General features: G+C 68.4%; 22 protein-coding genes. 12 read left to right on the top strand and 10 right to left on the bottom strand.

Going from position 1 to position 21617, the window contains the following annotated elements; translation table 11 throughout:
* The first annotated feature begins 62 nt into the window (after positions 1-62).
* The 3 genes from pheT to RH90_RS04780 all read left to right on the top strand — a co-directional run bounded on the left by pheT (position 63) and on the right by RH90_RS04780 (position 5041).
* Positions 63-2426: a phenylalanine--tRNA ligase subunit beta gene (gene pheT, locus RH90_RS04790; protein ID WP_010184216.1), complete on the top strand. Its 2364-nt coding sequence runs from the start codon at positions 63-65 to the stop codon at positions 2424-2426.
* Between the two features lie 138 nt (positions 2427-2564).
* On the top strand, positions 2565-3452 hold the full coding sequence (locus RH90_RS04785; RefSeq protein ID WP_010184215.1) for an aldose 1-epimerase family protein: 888 nt from the start codon (positions 2565-2567) through the stop codon (positions 3450-3452).
* 17 nt (positions 3453-3469) lie between these two features.
* Complete coding sequence (locus tag RH90_RS04780; RefSeq protein WP_010184214.1) at positions 3470-5041, top strand: peptide chain release factor 3; 1572 nt, start codon at positions 3470-3472, stop codon at positions 5039-5041.
* A gap of 7 nt (positions 5042-5048) precedes the next feature.
* Here RH90_RS04780 and RH90_RS04775 read toward each other — a convergent pair whose 3' ends face one another.
* The 5 genes from RH90_RS04775 to rpmF all read right to left on the bottom strand — a co-directional run bounded on the left by RH90_RS04775 (position 5049) and on the right by rpmF (position 8106).
* Positions 5049-5456, bottom strand: coding sequence for a MerR family transcriptional regulator (locus tag RH90_RS04775; RefSeq protein WP_010184213.1), 408 nt, complete (start codon positions 5454-5456; stop codon positions 5049-5051).
* A gap of 8 nt (positions 5457-5464) precedes the next feature.
* A complete protein-coding gene (locus tag RH90_RS04770) occupies positions 5465-5764 on the bottom strand; it encodes an integration host factor subunit alpha (RefSeq protein ID WP_029625038.1) in 300 nt (99 codons plus the stop codon).
* Between the two features lie 89 nt (positions 5765-5853).
* Positions 5854-6831 (bottom strand): beta-ketoacyl-ACP synthase III, encoded by a 978-nt coding sequence (locus RH90_RS04765; RefSeq protein ID WP_010184211.1) that lies wholly within the window; start codon positions 6829-6831, stop codon positions 5854-5856.
* 8 nt (positions 6832-6839) lie between these two features.
* A complete protein-coding gene (gene plsX, locus RH90_RS04760) occupies positions 6840-7871 on the bottom strand; it encodes a phosphate acyltransferase PlsX (RefSeq protein ID WP_010184210.1) in 1032 nt (343 codons plus the stop codon).
* A gap of 55 nt (positions 7872-7926) precedes the next feature.
* Positions 7927-8106 carry a 50S ribosomal protein L32 gene (gene rpmF / locus RH90_RS04755; RefSeq protein WP_010184208.1) on the bottom strand — a complete coding sequence of 60 codons (180 nt, stop codon included), beginning with the start codon at positions 8104-8106 and terminating at the stop codon, positions 7927-7929.
* A 200-nt stretch (positions 8107-8306) separates the two neighbouring features.
* On the opposite strand from rpmF, the gene RH90_RS04750 reads away from it, so the two are divergent.
* Positions 8307-8744 (top strand): MAPEG family protein, encoded by a 438-nt coding sequence (locus RH90_RS04750; RefSeq protein WP_010184207.1) that lies wholly within the window; start codon positions 8307-8309, stop codon positions 8742-8744.
* Between the two features lie 50 nt (positions 8745-8794).
* Here RH90_RS04750 and RH90_RS04745 read toward each other — a convergent pair whose 3' ends face one another.
* On the bottom strand, positions 8795-9592 hold the full coding sequence (locus RH90_RS04745; RefSeq protein ID WP_157134517.1) for a hypothetical protein: 798 nt from the start codon (positions 9590-9592) through the stop codon (positions 8795-8797).
* 152 nt (positions 9593-9744) lie between these two features.
* Between RH90_RS04745 and RH90_RS04740 the strand changes: the two genes are divergently transcribed.
* Entirely contained in the window at positions 9745-11391 is a 1647-nt protein-coding gene (locus RH90_RS04740; RefSeq protein WP_010184205.1) for an ATP-binding protein, read from the top strand.
* Positions 11392-11424: 33 nt separating this feature from the next.
* On the opposite strand, the gene RH90_RS04735 is transcribed toward RH90_RS04740, so the two are convergent.
* A complete protein-coding gene (locus RH90_RS04735) occupies positions 11425-12891 on the bottom strand; it encodes a M23 family metallopeptidase (RefSeq protein ID WP_010184204.1) in 1467 nt (488 codons plus the stop codon).
* Between the two features lie 262 nt (positions 12892-13153).
* Between RH90_RS04735 and RH90_RS04730 the strand changes: the two genes are divergently transcribed.
* From RH90_RS04730 to RH90_RS04705, 6 genes are all read left to right on the top strand, one after another.
* On the top strand, positions 13154-15670 hold the full coding sequence (locus RH90_RS04730; protein WP_010184203.1) for a helicase-related protein: 2517 nt from the start codon (positions 13154-13156) through the stop codon (positions 15668-15670).
* A 3-nt stretch (positions 15671-15673) separates the two neighbouring features.
* Positions 15674-15997 (top strand): S4 domain-containing protein, encoded by a 324-nt coding sequence (locus tag RH90_RS04725; protein ID WP_010184202.1) that lies wholly within the window; start codon positions 15674-15676, stop codon positions 15995-15997.
* Between the two features lie 33 nt (positions 15998-16030).
* Complete coding sequence (fdxA, locus tag RH90_RS04720) at positions 16031-16369, top strand: ferredoxin FdxA (protein WP_010184201.1); 339 nt, start codon at positions 16031-16033, stop codon at positions 16367-16369.
* A 253-nt stretch (positions 16370-16622) separates the two neighbouring features.
* Positions 16623-17156 carry a CarD family transcriptional regulator gene (locus tag RH90_RS04715; protein WP_010184199.1) on the top strand — a complete coding sequence of 178 codons (534 nt, stop codon included), beginning with the start codon at positions 16623-16625 and terminating at the stop codon, positions 17154-17156.
* Positions 17157-17267: 111 nt separating this feature from the next.
* The gene (locus tag RH90_RS04710; RefSeq protein ID WP_010184196.1) at positions 17268-17996 is read left to right on the top strand and encodes a head GIN domain-containing protein; all 729 of its coding nucleotides are present in this window, start codon (positions 17268-17270) and stop codon (positions 17994-17996) included.
* A gap of 20 nt (positions 17997-18016) precedes the next feature.
* A complete protein-coding gene (locus tag RH90_RS04705; protein ID WP_010184194.1) occupies positions 18017-18748 on the top strand; it encodes a GIN domain-containing protein in 732 nt (243 codons plus the stop codon).
* On the opposite strand, the gene RH90_RS04700 is transcribed toward RH90_RS04705, so the two are convergent.
* Genes RH90_RS04700 through mgtE form a run of 3 tightly spaced genes read right to left on the bottom strand, consistent with a single transcriptional unit; the run spans position 18745 to position 20946 of the window.
* A complete protein-coding gene (locus RH90_RS04700) occupies positions 18745-19218 on the bottom strand; it encodes a DUF1489 family protein (protein WP_010184193.1) in 474 nt (157 codons plus the stop codon). The genes RH90_RS04705 and RH90_RS04700 overlap by 4 nt on opposite strands.
* Positions 19215-19538, bottom strand: a complete 324-nt coding sequence (locus RH90_RS04695) for a hypothetical protein (RefSeq protein ID WP_010184192.1) — start codon at positions 19536-19538, stop codon at positions 19215-19217. Before RH90_RS04695 ends, RH90_RS04700 begins: the two co-directional genes overlap by 4 nt.
* Positions 19539-19542: 4 nt before the next feature.
* Positions 19543-20946, bottom strand: coding sequence for a magnesium transporter (mgtE, locus tag RH90_RS04690; RefSeq protein ID WP_010184191.1), 1404 nt, complete (start codon positions 20944-20946; stop codon positions 19543-19545).
* 148 nt (positions 20947-21094) lie between these two features.
* Here mgtE and RH90_RS04685 point away from each other — a divergent pair, with 148 nt between their 5' ends.
* Positions 21095-21568: a peptidylprolyl isomerase gene (locus RH90_RS04685; RefSeq protein WP_010184190.1), complete on the top strand. Its 474-nt coding sequence runs from the start codon at positions 21095-21097 to the stop codon at positions 21566-21568.
* Positions 21569-21617: the final 49 nt, after the last annotated feature.

Raw genomic sequence — 21617 nt, 5'->3', positions numbered from 1 at the left:
GGCGCGCGCGCGCCCAGCCCCACAAAGACCCCAGCTTTCGCTGGGGTGACGGACGGTGTGAAATGAAGACCACGCTCGACTGGCTCAAGCAGCATATCGACACCGACGCCTCGCTCGACGAGATCGTTGAGACGCTGACCCGCATCGGCCTCGAGGTCGAAGGCGTCGAGAACCCCGGCGCCAGCCTCGCCGCGTTCAGGGTGGCGAAGGTGCTCAGCGCCGCGCCGCATCCGCAGGCGGACAAATTGCAGGTGCTCTCGGTCGATGCCGGCGACGGCCCGCTCCAGGTCGTCTGCGGCGCGCCCAATGCGCGCGCGGGGCTCGTCGGCGTGTTCGGCGCGCCCGGCGCGACGGTGCCGTCGAACGGGATGGTGCTCAAGGTCGCGGCGATCCGCGGGGTGGAATCGAACGGCATGATGTGCTCGACGCGCGAGCTCGAGCTCGGCGAGGACCATGACGGCATCATCGAGCTGCCCGCCGATGCGCCGATCGGCATGGCCTATCCCGATTATGCCGGGCTGAACGATCCGGTGATCGACATCAACGTGCTCCCCAACCGGCCCGACTGCATGAGCGTGCGCGGGATCGCGCTCGATCTGGTCGTCGCAGGGCTCGGCACCGCCAAGCCGCTCGCCTTTGCGCCGGTCGAGGGCGCAGGCGAGGGCCCCGACGTGCGCACCGACGATGCGGCGGGCTGCCCGGCCTTCTTCGCGCAGGGGGTGAGCGGCCTGACCAACGGCGAGGCGCCCGAATGGATGCGCCGCCGCCTCACCGCGATCGGCCAGCGTCCGATCTCGACGCTGGTCGACATCACCAATTACGTGATGTTCGATCTCGGGCGGCCCTTGCACGTCTATGATCGCGCCAAGCTTTCGGGCGGCCTCGTCGCGCGCAGGGCGACCGCGGGCGAACAGGTCGTCGCGCTCAACGGCAAGACCTATACGCTTGCCGAGACGATGACAGTGATCGCCGACGCGGCGCACGTCCACGACATCGGCGGCATCATGGGCGGCGAGGATTCGGGCGTTTCGCCCGAGACCACCGACGTCATCATCGAATGCGCCTATTTCGACCCGGAAAGCATCGCGCGCACCGGCCAGGCGCTGATGCTGACCTCGGACGCACGCTCGCGCTTCGAGCGCGGCGTCGATCCGGCGTTCCTCGAGGAGGGGCTGGCGATCGCGACGCGGTTGGTACTCGACCTGTGCGGCGGCAGCGCCAGCGCGCCGACCTATTCGGGCACGCCGCCGCTCGAGCGCAAGCGGATCGCCTATGATCCGGCGCTCGCGGAGACGCTCGGTGGTCTAGCGGTGGCGGAAGATCGCCAGCGTGCGATCCTGACCGCGCTCGGCTTCACCGTCGAGAGCGACTGGACCGTGTTGCCGCCGCCGGCGCGCCGCGACGTCGACGGCCCGGCCGATCTGGTCGAGGAAATCATCCGCATCGAGGGCATCGATTCGGTCGCCCCCGTCCCGCTCCCGCGCGCGGCGGGCGTCGCCAAGCCGACCGCTACCCCCGAGCAGCGCCTCGAAAGCCGCGCGCGCCGCGCCGCCGCCGCGCGTGGGCTCAACGAGACGCTGACCTGGAGCTTCCTGTCGGACGCGCAGGCGGCGGCGATCGGTGGCGGCGCGTGGACGCTCGCCAACCCGATCAGCGAGGAGCTGAAGGTCATGCGGCCGTCGCTGCTGCCCGGCCTGTTCTCGGCGGCCGAGCGCAACATGAAGCGCGGCGCGGCGGGCGTGCGGCTGTTCGAGATCGGGCGCCGCTACCTCAGCGGTGGCGAGCATCCGACGCTCGGCGTCGTGCTCGCCGGCGAGAACCGCGCGCGCGGCTGGCAGGAGGGCAAGGCGAAGCCGTTCGATGCGTTCGACGCCAAGGCCGAGGCGCTCGCCCTGCTCGCCGCGATCGGCGCGCCGGTCGAGAATTTGCAGGTGATGGGGGATGCCGGCGAGGCGTGGCATCCGGGGCAGTCGGGCACGCTGCGGCTCGGGCCGAAGACGGTGCTCGCCACCTTCGGCATGGTCCATCCGCTGACGCTGCGCGCGTTCGATCTCGATGGCCCGGTCGCGGCGGTCGAGCTGTATCTTGATGCGCTCCCCGCCAAGCGCTCGACCGGCTTCGCGCGCGCGGCGTATGCGCCGCCGGCGTTGCAGGCGGTGCGGCGCGACTTCGCGTTTCTGGTGCCCGAGGCGCTCGCCGCCGAAACACTGGTGCGTGCGGTCAAGGGCGCCGACAAGGCGAACATCGTCGCGGCGCGCCTGTTCGACGTCTTTACCGGCGCGGGGGTCGAGCTGGGGCATAAGAGCCTCGGTGTCGAAGTGACGCTCCAGCCGGGCGAAAAGAGCTTTGCCGAAGCTGATCTGAAGGCGATCGCCGACAAGGTGGTTGCCGCGGCTGCCAAGCTTGGGGCGAGCCTGCGCGGCTGACCCCAACCGTCACCCCGGCCTTGTGCCGGGGCCCACCGTCGTGCGAACGCCCTGCTTCGTTCGCGGCGCGGTGGGCCCCGGCACAAGGCCGGGGTGACGGCGTGGGGGATGTGGTGCGTGCTTGATTGAGGATATGTGATGACGGAAGCTGCCCTGATCGAAATCGGCTCGCCCGAGCTGACGGCCGCGATCAACCCCTACGGCGCCGAGCTCACGCATCTCCGCGATGCCGAGGGGCGCGAGCTGATGACGAATGCCGACCCGGCGTTCTGGACGGGGCATGCGCCGATCCTGTTCCCGATCGTCGGCGGGCTCAATGGCGACACGCTGCGCCTGGATGGCGCGCACTATACGATGGGCAAGCACGGCTTCGCGCGTCGCAGCAGCTTTGCGGTGGTTGAGCATAGCGCCGCACGCGCGGTGTTCCTGCTGGAAGACAGCGCTGAGACGCTTGCCGTGTACCCACGCAAGTTCGCGCTGCGGCTGACTTATTCGATCGAGGGCGCGACGCTGGCGATCAACGCCGAGATCGAGAATCGCGAGAGCGATCGCACGCTGCCGGCGAGCTTCGGCTTCCACCCGGCGTTCGCCTGGCCGCTGCCCTATGGCAAGCCCCGCGCCGAGCATCGCATCGTCTTCGCCGTCGACGAGCCCGAGCCGTTGCGCGAACTCACCCCTGGCGGGCTGATCGTCGCGCAGGAGCGGCCGTCGCCGCTCGAGGACGGTCGCACGCTGCGTCTGCGCGACGCTTTGTTCGAGCAGGACGCGCTGATCTGGGACGCCGTCCGGTCGCAGAGCGTGCGCTACGGCGCCGAGACCGGTCCGCAGCTGCGCGTCGATTTCGCCGATACGCCGATGCTCGGCATCTGGACCAAGCCCGGCGCGGCGTACGTCTGCATCGAGCCGTGGCACGGCATCGCCGACCCCGAGGGCTTCACCGGCGTCTTCACCGCCAAGCCCGGCGTATTCGAGGTCGCGCCCGGCGAATCGAAGACCTGCGCGATCCAGGTGACGCTGGAGCGTTAAACCGCTATCGCCCCCGCATGAATCACACGTCCGACCGCCGCACCTTCGCGATCATCTCCCACCCCGACGCCGGCAAGACCACGCTGACCGAAAAGCTGCTGCTGTTCGGCGGCGCGATCCATCTGGCGGGGGAAGTGAAGGCGCGCGGCCAGAATCGCCGTGCGCGCTCGGACTGGATGAAGATCGAGCAGCAGCGCGGCATCTCGGTCACCTCGTCGGTGATGACCTTCGAGCGGGGCGGTCTCACCTTCAACCTGCTCGACACGCCGGGCCACGAGGACTTTTCGGAGGACACCTATCGCACGCTGACCGCGGTCGATTCGGCGGTGATGGTGATCGACGCCGCGCGCGGCATCGAGGCGCAGACGCGCAAACTGTTCGAGGTGTGCCGGTTGCGCTCGGTGCCGATCATCACCTTCGTCAACAAGGTCGATCGCGAGGGCCGCCCGCCGTTCGACCTGCTCGACGAGATCGCCGAGATGCTCCAGCTCGACGTCACGCCGATGAGCTGGCCGGTCGGCATGGGCAGCGATTTCGAGGGGGTGTACGATCTCCACGCCAACAGCCTGAGCCAGCCCGAAGGGCCGAGCCGCGAGTTCATGGGCAAGGCGTTGAGCTTCACCGGGCTCGACGATCCCAAACTCGCCGAGACGCTCAGCCCGGCGGGCCTGAAGCTGCTCCAGGACGAATCCGAACTCGCGCTCGGCGGCTATGGGGCGTTCGATGTCGAGGCGTATCGCGGCGGCGACCAGACGCCGGTCTATTTCGGCTCCGCGCTCAAGGAATTCGGCGTCGCCGAGCTGATCGACGCGCTCGGCCGCCATGCGCCGGGCCCGCGGCCGCAGCCGGCCGAGCCCGCCGAAGTGCTGCCCGACCGCGCCGACGTCACCGGCTTCGTGTTCAAGGTCCAGGCGAACATGGACCCCAACCACCGCGATCGCATCGCGTTCATGCGGCTGTGCTCGGGCACCTTCAAGCGCGGCATGAAGCTGACGCCGACGGGGCATGGCAAGCCGATCGCGATCCACTCGCCGATCCTGTTCTTCGCGCGCGAACGCGAGCTGGCGGACGAGGCGTTTCCGGGCGACATCATCGGCATCCCCAACCACGGCACGCTGCGGGTGGGGGATACGCTGTCAGAGCGTGCCGACGTGCGCTTCACCGGGCTGCCGAACTTCGCGCCCGAAATCCTGCGGCGCGTCGCGCTCAAGGATCCGACCAAGACCAAGCAGTTGCGCAAAGCGCTCGACGACATGGCCGAGGAGGGCGTGACGCAGGTCTTCTATCCCGAGATCGGCTCGAACTGGATCATCGGCGTGGTCGGTCAGCTCCAGCTCGAAGTGCTGCTGAGCCGGCTCGAGGCGGAATATAAGGTCGATGCGGGGCTCGAAATGGCGCCGTACGACACCGCGCGCTGGGTGTCTGCAGCGGATCCGGCCGACCTCAAGGCGTTCATGGACCTCAACCGCACGTCGATGGCGAAGGATCGCGACAACAATCCGGTCTATCTCGCGAAGACCGCGTGGGACGTCAGCTATGTCGCCGATCGCTATCCCAAGGTCAGCTTCGCCGCGACGCGCGAGCGGTAGGCGCGCTCTACCCCGCGCGATCGGCGTCGAGCGCCGCGGCCAGCGCGTCGCGTACGGTGCGCACGGCGGCCGTCATCGCGCGCGGCGGCGCGTCGGTCGATGGCCCCCCGGCGGCGAGCGCCTGTTGCACGCCGCGGATCGTATAGCCGTCCTGGTTGAGCATCCTGGCGATCCGCTCGACCAGCGCGACGTCCTCGGGCCGATAGTAGCGCCGGTTGCCGGCACGCTGGAGCGGGCGCAACTGCGGGAAGCGCGTTTCCCAATAGCGCAGGATATGCGGCGGCAAGCCCGTGTCGCGCGCGAGCTCGCCGATCGTGCGATAGGCCCCGGTTGCCTTGTTCGTGGCCTTGTCGGAGGCCTGATCGGTCGGCCTGTCCATCGCCGTGTCGCCGGCGCGCGCGGGCGGCACGGCCATCCGCTAGATCAGTCCGCTTCGACGATGCGGTCGCGCATCATCTGGCTGGCGCGGAAGGTCAGCACGCGGCGCGGCGCGATCGGCACTTCGATGCCGGTCTTGGGGTTGCGGCCGACGCGTTCGCCCTTGTCGCGCAGGACGAAGGTGCCAAAGCCGGAAATCTTGACGTTGTCGCCGTTGGCGAGCGCGCTGCACATGTGGTGGAGGATTCGCTCGACCATTTTCGACGAGTCGGTACGCGACAGACCGACATTATGGTGCAACGCTTCGGCCAGATCGGCACGCGTCAATGTTCCCGCACTTTCCATCGATACGCTCCCGCAACATTTTTGGAAACCTTACGCTACCATAACAAAGCAGGTGCGAAAAGCTCTTTGGTCCGGGCGTTTAACAATAATTAGAACCGGACGACCGCGGCGCCCCAGGTAAAGCCGCCGCCCATTGCCTCGAGCACGATCAGGTCGCCGCGCTTGATCCGGCCGTCCTTGACCGCGGTATCGAGCGCGAGTGGAACCGACGCAGCCGAAGTATTGGCATGCTGATCGACGGTAACGATAACACGCTCGGGGGCGAGGTGGAGCTTGCGCGCGGTCGCGTCGAGGATGCGTGCATTGGCCTGGTGCGGCACGACCCAATCGACGTCGGCGGCGGTGAGCTCGGCGCGTTCGAGCGTCTCGGTCATCACCGCGGCGAGATTGACGACGGCGTGGCGGAACACCTCGCGGCCCTTCATGCGGACCTTGCCGACCGTCCCCGTGGTCGAGGGACCGCCATCGACATAGAGCATGTCGTTGTGACGGCCATCGGCATGGAGCCGCATCGCGAGGATGCCGCGCCCGACATTGCCGGTATCGTGCGTGTCCTGCGCCTCGAGCACGACCGCGCCGGCGCCATCGCCGAACAGCACGCAGGTCGCGCGATCCTCCCAGTCGAGGATCCGGCTGAAGGTTTCCGCACCGATCACCAGCGCCCGCTTGGCAGCCCCGCTGCGCAGCATGCTGTCGGCGACCTGGAGCGCGTAGAGGAAGCCCGAGCACACCGCCGCGACATCGAACGCGACGCAATCGTCGATGCCGAGCATTGCCTGCACCTTGGTCGCGCTCGACGGGAAGGTCTGGTCGGGCGTCGCGGTGGCGAGCACGATCAGGTCGATCTCGTGCGCCGAGATGCCCGCCGCGCCGAGCGCTGCACGGCACGCGTCGGCGGCGAGCGTCGCGGTCGTCTCGTCGGGGCCGGCGATGTGGCGGAAACGGATGCCGGTCCGCTCGACGATCCATTCGTCCGAGGTATCGACGGTCTCGGCCAGCTCGGCATTGGAGACGCGGCGCGCGGGCAATGCGGAGCCGGTGCCGATGATGACGCTACGAACTGACATAGGGGGCATTACGCTGCCTTTTTCTCGAAATCGCCCAAATCCTCGGCGATCCGCCGAGTCAGGTCGTCGCGTACCATCTTCGCCGCGGCGGCGATCGCGGTGCACACGCCGACCTCGTTGGCGCCGCCATGGCTTTTGACCACCAGCCCGTTGAGCCCGAGAAAGACGGCACCATTATGGTTGTTCGGGTCGAGATGATGGCGCAGCAATTCGGTCGCCGGACGCGAGATCAGGAAACCGATCTTCGAGCGCGTCGAGGAGCGGAACGCGCGCTTGAGCAGATCGGCGACGAAGCGCGCGGTGCCCTCGGCGGTCTTCAGCGCGATGTTGCCCGAGAAGCCGTCGCAGACGATCACGTCGACATCGCCGCGCGAGAGCTTGTCGCCCTCGATGAAGCCGGTGAAATCGAGCGGCAGGTGCGTCGCGGCGCGCAGCGCCGTCGCGGCGTCGCGAATCGTCTCGGTGCCCTTCTGGTCCTCGCTGCCGATGTTGAGCAGCGCGACGCGCGGGCGTGCGAGGTCGAGCGTGGTGCGCGCGTACGCCGCGCCCATCACCGCGAACTGGATGAGGTTGCGCGAATCGCACTCGGTATTGGCGCCGAGATCGAGCACGACGGTGTCGTTGTCGCCGAGCGAGGGCATCAGCCCGGCGAGCGCGGGGCGGTCGATTCCGGGGATCATGCGGAGCGACAGCTTCGACATCGCCATCAGCGCACCGGTATTGCCCGACGAGACGCACGCGGCGGCGCGGCCCTGCTTGACCATGTCGATCGCGATTCCCATCGACGTCGTCTTGGCACGGCGCAGCGCCTGGCTCGGCTTTTCGGCCGAGCCGATCACGTCGGCGGCATGGACGATTTCGGAATGCGCGCTGAGATTGGGATGAGTCTTGAGCCCAGCCGCGATCGCGGCCTCATCCCCGACGAGGATGAAGCGCATGTCCTCGAACCGGCGGCGCGCACGCGCAACGCCGGCGAGCATCACAGCCAGGCCTTCATCGCCGCCCATCGCATCGATCGCGATCCGGGAGCTGTTCGTCACGCTGGTCGCTCCCTGTTCAACGGGCCGGGTTCACCTGGCCGGGCGATGCGTCGAATCAGCCTTCGACCGAGAGGATCTCGCGGCCGTTATAGTGACCGCACGACGGGCACAGATTGTGCGGGCGCTTGAGTTCGCCGCAGTTCGGGCATTCCTGGAACGAGGCGACCGTCAGCGAATCGTGGCTGCGACGCATGCCGCGCTTCGACGGCGTGGTTTTTCTTTTGGGGACGGCCATTTTGGCGAAACCTTATTCGTGTCTGACAGGTGCGATACGCCCGGTCGGGGCTCCTACGCAACCAACGCCTGAGGTTGGCCGCGCAAGCGGCACCGATGCCAGACAAATCGCGAAGATGGCGGCCTATAGCGATTCTGCGCGGCGTTGCAAGCTTGCGCATCGCCTGCCAGGGTCGCTGGGCTGACATTTTGGGGGTATCGATGGGACCGATTTTGCTGCCGATCGCGCTGGTGAGCGCCGGGGCCGCCGCGATTCTCAATGTGTGGCTGGCGCTGCGCACCAGCGCGATCCGCCGTCAGACCGGGATTGGCATCGGCGACGGCGGCAACGAAGCGCTGATTCGCCGGATGCGCGCGCACGCCAATTTCATCGAAGCGGCGCCCTTCATCGTGATCCTGATCGCGCTGATCGAAATCACCACGGGCTCGAGTCTCTGGCTGTGGGGGGCGAGCGTGCTATTCGTGCTCGCGCGCATCGCCCACGCGGTCGGGATGGACGGGGTGCGATTCGGCCGCGCGGCGGGGACGCGGGTGACCTTCGCGTTGCTGCTCGCGCTGGGCGGCTATGCGGTGACGCTGCCGTTCCTCGCGCCGGCGGTGCACAGCGTGCCGGCGGTGAGCGCGGTGCCGGCGGGGTGAGGATCAGCGGATCCTGGTCATGGCGGGGTACCAGTCGCGCCAATGGTCTTTCAGCGCGGCGCCTTCGATTCGCTTGAACTCGAGCCGATAGTAATGAATCGCGGCGCTCCCCGGATTGTCGAGCGCGAGCGCGCGCCGGCGTCGAGGGTGATGCAGCGCGGCATCGTCAGCCCGCTCGGCGGCAGCGATCGCCCGGCGGCGGGCCCGGCGACCGCGTCGAGCGCGTCGAACGCGCGCTGCGTATCGATCGCGAGGATCGCGGGATGGCGCGTGACGGTCGGGCGGCTCGACCGGCCGGGCGCGATGCGGACCTCGACGAGCCGCACGACGGCGTCGGCGTAGCGCAGCGTTTCGCGCGAACCCGTGTCGCGTGGAGGTGATTCGTCGAAGCGGCGGAATTCGATTCGATAGAAATGTTGCGGCACGGCGCCGCGATTGACCGGGCGGTGCGGCGCCTGCGGATCGGCGGCGGTGCATTCGAGCTCGGGCGTGTGCGCGGGCGGGGGCGCGCTGTGCCAATGCTCGCCGTTGCGGCCGCCGTCCGGTTCGAGATATTGGTCGCCCGGCCCGCCTCCGCCGAGGTGCGTCGTCCCCGACACGCGCGCGAAGATCGAGGGATAGCGATGGCCGTGGAGCTGCATCGCGTAACCCGGCGGGTTGGCGACTTCCATCAGCAGGATGTGATCGTCGGCATAGCGGATGCGGTGGACTGCGGGCGCGGCGATCTCGGCGTCGTAGCGCGCCGGGAAATCATAGCCCCAGGCGTTGGGCGCGACATGGTCCTGCGCGAGCGCCGCGCTCGCGGCAAGGATCCCCGCGGTCCATGCCGCCATGTTTCGGTGTTGCATCGCGCCCCCCGATGTCGGGCGATCCTCTGCCCGAAGCTGCCCGTCGGCAAGCGCAAAGTGCCGCCGGGCGCCCCGTATCGATCGGCATCCTCATAACATATTTACGGATTTCCATGCATGGCGGTCGTCTGACACCGGGGACCCGCCGCACCATGACCGAAATGTCGAGCGCACACGTCTTTGCGCCCACCGCCCCGCTGGCGGCGATCAAGAGTATCGGCATGGTATTCGAAATCGCCGGATCGAGCAGCCTGGTGATGCTCGATCCCTTCGCGCTCGACGCGACGATGGGAGACCCAGATCCGGTCGTCGCGACCGCGGGCTCGGTCGGCAGCCAGATCAAGATGCGCGTCGGCGGCAGCTGGCTGATCGCCAATGTGCGCTCGCTCAAGCTCGTCGACGGGCATGAGGACCGCATCGCCGCGGTGATCGATTTTCTCGGCGAGGGCGACGAGGAGAAACTGACCGGCAAGCTCTACAAGTTCCGCCGCGGCGTGACGCGCTATCCGACGCCGGGCTGCCTGGTGTATCCGGTCTCGACCGGCGACCTGCGGCAGATCTATTCCGCCGACGACCGCGCGCATATCGAGATCGGCACGGTCTATCCGACCAAGGACATCCGCGCCGCGCTGTATGTCGATGCGATGCTCGGCAAGCATTTCGCTTTGCTCGGCAGCACCGGCACGGGCAAGTCGACCAGCGCCGCCTTGATCCTCCACCGGATCTGCGAGCTCAGCCCGCAGGGGCATATCGTGATGGTCGATCCGCACGGCGAATATGCCGCGGCGTTCAAGGGCAATGGCGCGATCTACGACGTATCGAACCTGCAGATGCCGTATTGGCTGATGAACTTCGAGGAACATTGCGAGGTGTTCGTCACCTCGTCGGGGTCGGAACAGCAGATCGACGCCGACATCCTCGCCAAATGCCTGCTGATGGCGCGCGCCAAGGGCCGGCTCGGGCAGGAGATCGGCAAGCTCACCGTCGATGCGCCGGTGCCGTATCTGCTGAGCGACCTGACCAATCTGATCAGCCTCGAAATGGGCAAGATGGACCGCGCCGGCGACACCGCGCCGTATCTGCGGCTGCGCACCAAGATCGACGAGGTCAAGGCCGATCCGCGCTACGGCTTCATGTTCTCAGGGATGCTCGTCGCCGATACGATGGCGGGCTTCATCGAGCGGATCTTCCGCCTGCCCGGCGACGGCAAGCCGATCTCGATCATCGACGTGTCGGGCGTGCCGTCCGAGATCACGTCGGTGGTGGTCGCGGTGCTCAGCCGGATGGTGTTCGATTTCGCGATCTGGTCGCGCGGCGAGCCGCAGCGGCCGATCCTGCTCGTCTGCGAGGAGGCGCATCGCTACATTCCGGCGGGCGACGACCAGGGCTCGAGCGTCGGGAGAATCCTCTCGCGAATCGCCAAGGAGGGCCGCAAATACGGCGTCTCGCTCGGGCTGATCACGCAGCGGCCGTCGGATCTCGCCGAGGGCGTGCTGTCGCAATGCGGCACGATCATCGCGATGCGGCTCAACAACGATCGCGACCAGGCGTTCGTCCGCGCGGCGATGCCCGAGGGCGCGCGCGGCTTCCTCGATTCGATCCCTGCCTTGCGCAACCGCGAGTGCATCATCTGCGGGGAGGGCGTGGCGATCCCGATCCGCGTCTCGTTCGATTCGCTCGCCGAGGAGAAGCGCCCGGCGTCGGCCGATCCGCTCTTCTCGCAATTGTGGCGCGAGACCGGCGGCGAGGGCGAGATCATCGCGCGCACGTTGAAGCGCTGGCGCGCGCAGGGTCGCTAGCGCTGCATCAACGCGCAGGGAAAAGGGAGGCGCTTACGCCCCCGGGCGCACCGCGAGCAGGCTCGCCACCTTCGCCTTGAAGGCGCGCAACTGCTCGCCCGACAGCGTGGCGATGCTCGAGAAGGAGAAGCCGCGCGGATTGACCGCGACGCCGCCGCGGATCACCTCCCAGTGGAGATGCGGGCCGGTCGACATGCCGCTATTGCCCGAATAGCCGATCACTTCGCCGCGCGACACATGCTGGCCGGCGCGCGTCGCGAAGCGGCTGAGATGGCCGTAGCAGGTGACGATATTGCCGCCATGCGCCATCTTGATGAGATTGCCATAGCCGCCGGCGCGGCCGGCATAGACGATCGTCCCGTCGGCCGGCGCGTGCACCGGGGTGCCCCACGGCGTGCCGATGTCGATCCCCTTGTGCATCCGCGTGAAGCCGAGCAGCGGGTGGAAGCGCATCCCGAACGACGAGGTCACCCGCGCCATCGACACCGGCATGGTGAACATGCCCTGCCGTTCGGCCTGGCCGCTCGCTTCGTACCAGGTGCCGTCGGTCCATTGCACGAGCTGGGTCTTGGTCGCGCCGTGGTCGAGCCCGGCGAAGAGGAGGTTGCCGAGCTGCGTCTCGCCGGTCGCGGCGCGCTTGCGCTCGATCACCAGATCGTACGAATCGTCGCGGCCGACCTGGCCGATCGCATATTTGCTGGCGATCGCCTTGATATAGGTCTCGACCAGCTTGACCGGAACGCCCGCGGCGCGCGCCGAGCGGTAGAGGCTGCCGCCGACCGGGCCCTGGATGCGCAAGGGGGTATTGTCGATCGCGATCGCCTGTTTGACGAGCGTCAGCTGGTCGCCGACGCGCTTGAGGGTGAGCTCCTCGTCGAAGCGCGCGCGCAGCGCGAGCGCCTCGAGCGGGCGCGCGACGCTGCGGTCGGGGCGGCGGCCGAGCGTCATCGGGACTTGCGTGCCGGGCTTGAGCTCGCCGAGCGGCACCGCGCCGGCGATCAAGGCGACCGCGTTCTGCGCATCGCGTTCGGACACGCCGGCGCGCTGGAGCATGTCGCCGAAGCTGTCGCCCTGGCCGACGGTCGCCGTGCGCTCCTCGATCGGGCGTTCGGGGGCTTCGGCGAGCGGGACGACGAGATCGTTCGACGCCATGTGGCGTCCGCTGTTCGCGCCAAGCGCGAGCGGCAGGATCGCCTGCGCGCGCGCTTCGTCGCGCTCGGCGCCGTCGAGCGGGGCGGGGACCGCGCCGGGGATCGGGCGGGTGATCGGCGGGGCGATCGCGATCGCGGATGCGCACAAGCCGGCGCAGGTCGCGGCGCCACGCCACCAGTCGAGCGTGCCGATCCGCGAGCCGAGATCGGGAACCCAATCGACCTTCAGCGCGGCGGCGCGCAGTTTCTCGAAGCGGGAGAGTTCGGGGTTGGGGACGATCGCGCGACCGAACGAGACTGCGGTGGTGCCGCCAGCCTGGTCGAGCCCAAGGTCGTTACGCAAGAACAAGGATCGGCGCCCCCGAAATATGGATACACGCTGCTCGTTCCGCCCCGCAGCATGGAGCCGAATCACTGTGGTGGCAAAAGCCTAAAGTCAAATTAACCCCGCACGCCTGACATGGAGGTTACGCCAGACTGTTGCCCTGCTGCGACGGGGTGGTGGAACGGTTTCTTGCGGCCTGCTTTAGCGTGGTTAATCCGCGCATTGCAGATCGTATTTTTCCCTAGTGGTTGCACTCCGCTCCACGGCACGCGATGTTGCATCCGTCATGCAGCGTAACGCAGAACACGCCGTCACGGCGGTCCTGGGGCCGACCAATACCGGCAAGACGCATCTCGCGGTCGAGCGGATGTGCGGGCATTCGAGCGGCATGATCGGCTTCCCGCTGCGGCTGCTCGCGCGCGAGGTCTATGACCGCGTCGTCAAGCTCAAGGGCGAGAGCCGCGTCGCGCTGATCACCGGCGAGGAGAAGATCGTCCCCAAGGACGCGCGCTGGTTCCTGTGCACCGCAGAGTCGATGCCGCTCGACAAGGACCTCGCCTTCGTCGCGCTCGACGAGGCGCAACTGGGTGCCGATCCCGAGCGCGGCCATGTCTTCACCGACCGCATTCTGCGTGCACGCGGGCGTGAGGAGACGATGCTGCTCGGCTCGGAGTCGCTGCGGCCGATGCTCAAGGCGCTCGTGCCCGGAATCGAGATCATCAACCGGCCGCGCTTCTCGACGCTCAGCTATGCCGGTGCGAAGAAGATCAGCCGGCTGCCCAAGCGCTCGGCGATCGTCGCGTTCAGCGCCGAGGAAGTGTACGCGGTCGCCGAGATGCTGCGGCGCTTGCGCGGTGGCGCAGCGGTGGTGATGGGCGCTTTGTCGCCGCGCACGCGCAACGCGCAGGTCGCGATGTTCCAGGCGGGCGAGGTCGATTATCTCGTCGCGACCGACGCGATCGGGATGGGGCTCAACATGGACGTCGCGCACGTCGCCTTTGCCAGCCTCAACAAGTTCGACGGCCATCGCCAGCGGCGGCTGCGCGTCGCCGAAATGGCGCAGATCGCCGGGCGCGCCGGGCGGCATCAGCGCGACGGGACCTTCGGCGCGCTGGTCGAGGAAGGTCCGGGGGCGTTCACCCCCGAGGAAGTGTTCGCGATCGAGGAGCATCGCTTCCCGCCGCTCGAGCAGCTCTATTGGCGGCAGGGCGAGCCCGATTATTCGAGCGTCGACGCGCTGATCGAAAGCCTCGAGCAGCGGCCCGAGCACCGCGTGCTGTGGGCGGCGCCGCAATCGACCGATCTCGCGGTGTTGAAGCGGATGGCCGACGAGCCCGGCGTGCGCGGGCGCTGTCGCTCGCCGGCGATGGTCGCGCGGTTGTGGGCGGCGTGCGGGGTGCCCGATTTCCGCAAGCTCGGGGTCGATCCGCATACGCGCTTCGTGGCAAGACTGTTCGGCTATCTGAGCGAGGGCAACGGCACCATTCCGCACGACTGGTTCGCGGCCGAGATCGCGCGGCTCGACAATGTCGCGGGCGATGTCGAGACGCTCGCCGGGCGGATCGCGGCGGCGCGGAGCTGGTCGTACATCGCCAACCGCGCCGACTGGCTCGCCGATCCGGCGCATTGGTCCGCGCGGGCGGGGGCGGTCGAGGAACGGCTGTCCGATGCGCTCCACCTGAGCTTGACGCAGCGCTTCGTCGATAAGCGGACGACGCTGCTGATGCGGCAGATCGGTGCCGATCCGCGCGCGCTTCCGGTCACGATCGGCGAGCAGGGCGAGGTGATGGTCGAGGACCATCCGATCGGCCGGCTCGACGGCTTCCGCTTCGTCGTCGCACCCGATGCGCGCGCGACCGACAAGCGCCTGCTGCTCGCCGCCGCCGAGCGCCGCCTCGGCGATGAGCGGGCGCGGCGTGGTGTTGCGCTGGCGGAAGCGGAGGATGACGCGCTCGCGCTGTCCGCCGAGGTCGGCGCGGTGCCGACCTTGCTGTGGGGCGAGCTCGCGGTGGCGACGCTCGCGCCCGGGCCGACGCTGCTGCGCCCGCGGGTGCTGCTCGATCGCGCGCTCGACTGCCTGTCGGTCGAGGCGCGCGGCAAGATCGACGCGCGACTGCGGCTGTGGCTCGGCGGACAGCTCAAGCGCAGCGTGCCGGGGCTGGTCGTGCTCGACGGCGTGCAGCGTGATCCGGCGGCGAGCCCGGCGTCGCGCGCCGTCGCGGCGGCGCTCGTCGCGCATGGCGGGATCGTCGCGCGCGCCGACATCGCAGTGGCGGTCGACGGGCTCGATTCCGTTGCGCGGAAGGCGTTTCGCGGGGCGGGGTTCACGATCGGTGCGCTCGACCTGTTCGATCCCCGCCTGCTCAAGCCCGGCGCGGCGCGCTGGCGGCGGGTGCTGCTCGCGGCGCGCAATACGCAGCCGGTGAGTGCGGGGCCGCGCGAAGGGGCAACGGTGCTCGACCGCGCCGCGTCCGGCGCGACGCTCGCGCATGGCTATCGCCCGGTCGGCGCGCAGGCGGTGCGGATCGACCTGATCGAACGGATCGCGCGCGCGGCGCACGACGCGCGCGGCAGCCAGGGGCGCAAACCGTTCGTGCTCGATCCCGCGCTCGCTTTGTCGATGGGGCTGACGCGCGCGACGCTCGAGCAATTGATGGGCGGCTTCGGTTTCCGCCCCGCGCCGAGCGCGGACGACGCGCTGCGCTGGAGCTGGCGCGGCCGCCCGCCGGTGCGGACTGCACCGCCGCCGCGCGATACCGCGATGGCGGGCGCGTTCGCCGCGCTGGCGGGGCAAGCGGGGTAGCGCTTGGGCGGCTCCGAGCAGACGATGCGGCTCGACCGCTTCCTGTGGTTCGCGCGGATCGTCAAGACGCGCGGCATCGCGCACGACATGGCGGCGAGCGGGCGCGTCCGGATCGACGGTCGCGCGGTCGACAAGCCTGCCGCCTCTGTCCGCGTCGGCAGCGTCGTCGCCTTCGCCACGCCCGCGGGGCATGTCCGCGCGCTGCGCGTCACGCTGCTGCCGCAGCGGCGCGGCCCGCCCGAGGAAGGGCGCGCCTGTTATGACGAGCTGCTCGAAAATGGCCGATCGGAGCGCGCAAGCGTTGACGGCGGTGGCGCTCGGGCATAGCAGCACAAGCGTTCGTACTCCGGGAGTGTTTTAATGACCTACGTCGTCACCGATGCCTGCATCAAGTGCAAGTACATGGACTGCGTCGAGGTGTGCCCGGTCGACTGCTTCTACGAAGGCGAGAACATGCTGGTGATCAATCCCAGCGAGTGCATCGACTGCGGCGTGTGCGAGCCCGAATGCCCGGCGGAAGCGATCCTGCCCGATACCGAATCGGGCCTCGAGCAGTGGCTCGAGCTCAACACGACCTTCTCGGGCCAGTGGCCCAACGTGACGCGCAACGCCAACCAGACGCCGGCCGACGCCGATGCGTGGAAGGGCAAGCCCGGCAAGATGGAGTTCTTCTCGCCCGAGCCCGGCGCCGGCGACTGAAGTGTCGCGAATCGGGGCGGAACTGCGTCTCGATTCGCGATTGCGAACGAAAGCAATCCGCAATTGCGTCGCGAGTACGACGTTTAGCTGGTAATTTTATTACGACTCTGTTAAATGGACAGGGACGCAAGCGCCACCGCGCGCGCTTTCGGCACGGAGACGTACAACAACACCCACATCCGCACGTGCTCTGCAGCTTTTCTGCCGCGGATGCGTTGCACCGGATACCCGGTCCACAGAAAGGTCTTACGGAATGGCTGCCAAGGCGCTGTCCTTCGACGTCGGCGATTATGTCGTTTATCCCAAGCACGGTGTCGGCCGTGTGATCGAGCTTCAACGGCAGGAAATCGCCGGGATGCAGCTCGAACTCTATGTCCTGCGGTTCGAAAAAGAGCGCATGACGCTGCGCGTTCCCACCAACAAGGCGGAAAGCGTCGGGATGCGCAAGCTTTCCAGCGACAAGACGCTGCGCGAAGCGCTCGAAACGCTGACCGGCAAGCCGCGCGTCAAGCGCACCATGTGGTCGCGCCGCGCGCAGGAATATGAAGCCAAGATCAATTCGGGCGACCTCGTGTCGATCGCCGAAGTGGTCCGCGACCTGTTCCGCGCCGACGACCAGCCCGAGCAGAGCTATTCGGAGCGGCAGATCTTCGAAGGCGCGACCAGCCGCCTCGCGCGCGAACTCGCCGCGATGGAGCAGGTCGACGAGCCGACCGCACAGGAAAAGATCCTCGAAATCCTGCGCAAGGCCGCCGCGATCCACAACAAGGACAAGGCTACGGTCTGATCCTGATCGCGACAACCGTGCAAACAGGGGGCGGCCGGCAACGGTCGCCCCTTTTTTGTTGCGCGAGCTGCGCCTGGGTGTATTGATAGAGCAACACACAGGAGCCCCGTCATGCGCACCCTTTCGCTTCTCGTCGTCCTTCCGCTCGCCGCCTGCTCGTTTCAAAGCGACGCGTCGCCGCCGAGCGGCAAGGAATCGGGTCCGAGCACCACGCGCAGCTTCGCGATCACCGATTTCACCACTGTCGCGCTGCGCGGTTCGGACGATGTCGATGTGCGCATCGGAACCGGCTTTTCGGTGCGTGCCACCGGGCCGCGTGCCGAACTCGACCGGCTCGACATCGTGCGCGAGGGCAACACGCTGCGCATCGACCGCAAGCAGACCCCCGGCTACGGCTGGAGCGGGAAACATGACCCCGTCAAGGTGTTCGTGACGATGCCGCGGATCGTCGCGGCGCAGATCGTCGGTTCGGGCAACATGGCGATCGACCGGACCGACGGGAGTCGTTTCGACGGCACCGCGGCGGGCTCGGGCAATCTGTCGATCGCTGCGCTTGTCGTCCCGCAGGCCAAGCTGGCGATCGCCGGGTCGGGCAATATCGCCGCTGCCGGCTCGGTCGAGCGGCTGACGATCGAATCCGCCGCATCGGGGAATGTCGCCGCGCGCGGGCTCAGGGCGCGCGGTGCGACGGTCTCGCTTGTCGGGTCGGGCGATGTCGTCGCCGATGTAAACGGTGCGGCGGACGTGTCGCTCGTTGGCTCGGGCACTGTCGATCTCGGCAAGGCGGCGCATTGCACGACGAGCAAGGTCGGCTCGGGCGAGGTGCGCTGCGGCGGGTGATACGGGGCGGGTGATCGGGCTTGCGCGGGCGCGCGGTTGCGCGGATGGTCGCGGCGATGCTGCGTTTCCTGACCCTCGCCTTGCTCGTCACGCTCGCCTCCGCGCAGGCGGCCGAGCGGAGCTATTTCATCGGCGATTTCGATCGCATCCGCATCGAGGGGCCGTTCGACGTCCGCCTCGCGACCCGCGGTACGCCGGCGGCGCGGGTGACCGGCGCGACCGACGGGCTCGACCTGCACGTCGATGCGGGCGTGCTTACGGTCCGCGCCGCCGCGCGCGACTCGGCGGCGCCGCGCGCGAGCGAACCCGCGACGATCTTCGTGCGGACGATCGATCTGCACGCCGCCGCGGTGGTCGGCGGCGGCAAGCTGACCGTCAGTGGACCGTTGCGCGGGCCGCGCGTCGACCTGCAGGTCACGGGGAGCGGATCGATCGTCGCCCCCGAACTCGCCGCCGACCAGGTCTCGGTGACGCTCGTCGGCGCGGGGGCGATGACGCTCGGCGGCCGCACCGCGCGGCTGCGGCTGCTCAGCAGCGGGGCGGGCTCGATCGACGCGAGCGCGCTTCACGCCGACGAGGCGCTGCTGCGGCTCGACGGCGCGGGCGCGACGCAGGCCGATGCGCGCTACAGCGCCGATGTCGTGACCACCGGGCTCGGCGCGGTGACGATCTCGGGCAGCCCGAAATGCAAGGTCAAGGCGCCCGCCGGCGCGCCGGTGACGTGCGGCAGCCCCGCGCCCGAGGCGCGCTAGATCAGCCCCAGCGCCGACAGTTTGGCGATAAGCGCGGTCGGCATGGCATCGCCCGCGATCATCCCCGCGCCGAGATCGGCCGGCGCGTCGGCGGCTTCGAGATAGCGCCAGCCCTGATGCGCGCGCTTCGGGCGGCCTTCGGTCAGTACCAGCGCGGGGTCGATATGGATCGCGACGCGCCCGCCCTCGGCCTCGCCGAAGCCGAGGATCGGCGAGCGCGCGACGAGCGTGTGCTTGATGATCCAGTAGAGTGAGCCGCCGCCCGCACCGCTGGCCTCGCCGACGATCTCCTCGTGCCGCTTGGGCAGATAGCGCGTCGTCAGGAAGACCGGGCCGTCGGCGGCGCGGTCGCGCAGGCGTTCGGCGAGATGATCGAGGCTGGTCGCGCCGAACGCGACCTTGGTGAGATGAAGCGGCACCCCCGCCAGATGGGGCAGCGCGCGCGCTCCGCCAACCCCCGAAAGGCTCAAGCGTCGCGATCGGCGGCGTAATGGCTCACGACGAGCGCGACAAGGACCGACCCGATGATGGCGACCGCGGTCTCGGACAGCGAATGCGCGTTCCACGCCCATACTTCGAGCCCGGCATAGCCCGGCATGTTGGCCCGCCGCCCCGCGCCGAACTGCTCGATCCACTGATATTCATTCTGCGTGATCTCGCGCATGATGCACACCGCCGACCCCGCGAAGCAGCCGAGCCAGATCGCGCCGCGCGTCGGCACCGCGAGCCAGCGCCCCAGCGCCCAGCAGACGAGCTGAACCCCGATCGATACCGGCAGGTGATTCCACATGGGCCTAGCTGCCGAGCCCGAACAGCGTCGCGAGGCCGAGGAACGAGAAGAAGCCCATCACATCGGTCATCATCGTCACGAACACTGCCGACGACACGGCGGGATCGATATCGAACCGGTCGAGCGTCACCGGGATCAGCACCCCCGAAAGGCCGGCGATGAGATTGTTGATCACCATCGCCATCGCGATCACGATCGCGAGGTGCGCGTTGCCGAAGATCAGGAAGGTGCCGAGCCCGATCAACACACCGAGCATCGCGCCGTTGGCGGCGGCGATGCGGAACTCGCGGTAGATCATGCGGCCGGTGTTCGAGCTGGTCAGCTGGTTAGTGGCGAGCGCGCGCACCATCACCGCGAGCGTCTGCGTGCCGGCGTTGCCGCCCATGCCGGAAACGATCGGCATCAGCACCGCGAGCAGGGCGAAGCGCCCGATCTCGCCCTGGAACAGCCCGACGACCGAAGCGGCGAGCATCGCGGTGCCGAGATTGACGACGAGCCAGGTGATTCGCGTCCGTACAGTGAGGTGAATCGGCTCATTGATGTCGCCGTCGCCGGCGCCCGACAGGCGGAGAATATCCTCGCCCGCCTCTTCGGAGATGATATGGACCACGTCGTCGACGGTGATCATCCCGACCAGCCGCCCGACCGGATCGACCACCGCGGCCGAGATCAGCGCGTATTTCTGGAAGCGCAAAGCGACCTCTTCCTGGTCCATGTCGACCGGGATCAGCGTCTGCTCGCGCTGCATCACGTCGCTGATCGCGATGCCGCGGGGCGTGCGCAGAATCCACGACAAAGCGACCGTCCCGACCGGCTTGTGCGCGGGATCGACGACGAAGATCTCCCAGAAATCGGTGGTCAGCTCGTCATGCTGGCGCAGATAGTCGAGCACGTCGCCGACCGACCAATGCTCGGGCACCGCGATCAGCTCGCGCTGCATCAGGCGACCGGCGGTCTCCTCGTCATAGCTCAGCGCCTCTTCGATCGCGGCACGATCGTCGGGGTCGAGCGCGCGGAGCACTTCGCGCTGATCGGCGGGCTCCATGTCCTCGATGATCGCGACCGCATCGTCGGTATCGAGCTCGGAGGCGATGTCCGCGACCTGCGTCGCCGAGAGCGCGTCGATCAGATCCTCGCGGACATAATCGTTCATCTCGGCGAAGACGTCGCCGTCGAGCAGGTCGGTGATCGCGGTGGCGAGCGCGGCGCGGTCCTCGTGCGGCGTCAGCTCGAACAGATCGGCGATGTCGGCGGGGTGGAGCGGCTCGACCAAAGCGCGCGCCGCGGCGGCGTCGCCCGCCTCGACCGCGTCGAGCACCGCGCGGACGAATTCGGGCTTCAGGCGATCGTCTTCATCGAGCTGGGTGGTCTCGAGCTCGGGCTCGGTCAGGTCGGTCTCGCTCACCATGGACCTCCTTGGCCTGTTATCGGGGGCGGTCTAGCGGCGTGCGGCAACAAAGCCAACGCCGCTTCGTTGGGCTTGGCGGCGGCGGGCGATTTGCCAGCCGTGCGCCACCTCGTTAGGGCGGCGCGTCCCCCAATCCAGGAGTGTCCCGATGGCCGATCTTCCCGAAACCCTCACGCTGACGCTCGACACCGGCAATGGTGGGGGCGGCGACGTCGTCATCAAGCTGCGCGGCGATCTCGCGCCGCAGCACGTCGCGCGGATTGCCGAGCTCGCCAATGCCGGCTTCTATGACGGCGTCGTGTTCCACCGCGTGATCCCGGGCTTCATGGCGCAGGGCGGCGATCCCACGGGCACCGGCATGCACGGCTCGAAGAACCATGCGAACCTGCCCGCCGAATTCTCGAAGGAGCCGCACGTCCGCGGCACCGCGTCGATGGCACGGGCGCAGGATCCGAACTCGGCGAACAGCCAGTTCTTCATCTGCTTCGACGATGCGCGCTTCCTCGACAACCAGTACACCGTCTGGGGTCAGGTCACGTCGGGCATGGAGCATGTCGACGCGCTGCCGAAGGGCGAGCCGCCGCGTACCCCGGGGAAGATTTTGAAGGCGCACGCCGAGTAACGAGCGGAGCCGAAAGCCCCTCCCCTTCAGGGGAGGGGTTGGGGTGGGG

The organism is Sphingomonas sp. PAMC 26605 (assembly GCF_000241485.1).
Lineage (GTDB): Bacteria > Pseudomonadota > Alphaproteobacteria > Sphingomonadales > Sphingomonadaceae > Sphingomonas.
Note: the sequence above shows the minus strand (reverse complement) of the source record. Positions and strands in the feature narration are given on the sequence as shown.

Excerpts from the sequence above, each read along its gene's own strand:
- RH90_RS04750 (WP_010184207.1), top strand. The coding sequence starts at position 8,307 with ATGGGACCGATTTTGCTGCCGATCGCGCTGGTGAGCGCCGGGGCCGCC.
- RH90_RS04715 (WP_010184199.1), top strand. The coding sequence starts at position 16,623 with ATGGCTGCCAAGGCGCTGTCCTTCGACGTCGGCGATTATGTCGTTTAT.
- RH90_RS04785 (WP_010184215.1), top strand. The coding sequence starts at position 2,565 with ATGACGGAAGCTGCCCTGATCGAAATCGGCTCGCCCGAGCTGACGGCC.
- RH90_RS04685 (WP_010184190.1), top strand. The coding sequence starts at position 21,095 with ATGGCCGATCTTCCCGAAACCCTCACGCTGACGCTCGACACCGGCAAT.
- RH90_RS04770 (WP_029625038.1), bottom strand. The coding sequence starts at position 5,764 with ATGGAAAGTGCGGGAACATTGACGCGTGCCGATCTGGCCGAAGCGTTG.
- RH90_RS04740 (WP_010184205.1), top strand. The coding sequence starts at position 9,745 with ATGACCGAAATGTCGAGCGCACACGTCTTTGCGCCCACCGCCCCGCTG.
- RH90_RS04765 (WP_010184211.1), bottom strand. The coding sequence starts at position 6,831 with ATGTCAGTTCGTAGCGTCATCATCGGCACCGGCTCCGCATTGCCCGCG.
- mgtE (WP_010184191.1), bottom strand. The coding sequence starts at position 20,946 with ATGGTGAGCGAGACCGACCTGACCGAGCCCGAGCTCGAGACCACCCAG.
- RH90_RS04695 (WP_010184192.1), bottom strand. The coding sequence starts at position 19,538 with ATGTGGAATCACCTGCCGGTATCGATCGGGGTTCAGCTCGTCTGCTGG.
- pheT (WP_010184216.1), top strand. The coding sequence starts at position 63 with ATGAAGACCACGCTCGACTGGCTCAAGCAGCATATCGACACCGACGCC.
- RH90_RS04780 (WP_010184214.1), top strand. The coding sequence starts at position 3,470 with ATGAATCACACGTCCGACCGCCGCACCTTCGCGATCATCTCCCACCCC.
- RH90_RS04730 (WP_010184203.1), top strand. The coding sequence starts at position 13,154 with ATGCAGCGTAACGCAGAACACGCCGTCACGGCGGTCCTGGGGCCGACC.
- RH90_RS04745 (WP_157134517.1), bottom strand. The coding sequence starts at position 9,592 with ATGCAACACCGAAACATGGCGGCATGGACCGCGGGGATCCTTGCCGCG.
- RH90_RS04710 (WP_010184196.1), top strand. The coding sequence starts at position 17,268 with ATGCGCACCCTTTCGCTTCTCGTCGTCCTTCCGCTCGCCGCCTGCTCG.
- RH90_RS04775 (WP_010184213.1), bottom strand. The coding sequence starts at position 5,456 with ATGGCCGTGCCGCCCGCGCGCGCCGGCGACACGGCGATGGACAGGCCG.
- rpmF (WP_010184208.1), bottom strand. The coding sequence starts at position 8,106 with ATGGCCGTCCCCAAAAGAAAAACCACGCCGTCGAAGCGCGGCATGCGT.
- fdxA (WP_010184201.1), top strand. The coding sequence starts at position 16,031 with ATGACCTACGTCGTCACCGATGCCTGCATCAAGTGCAAGTACATGGAC.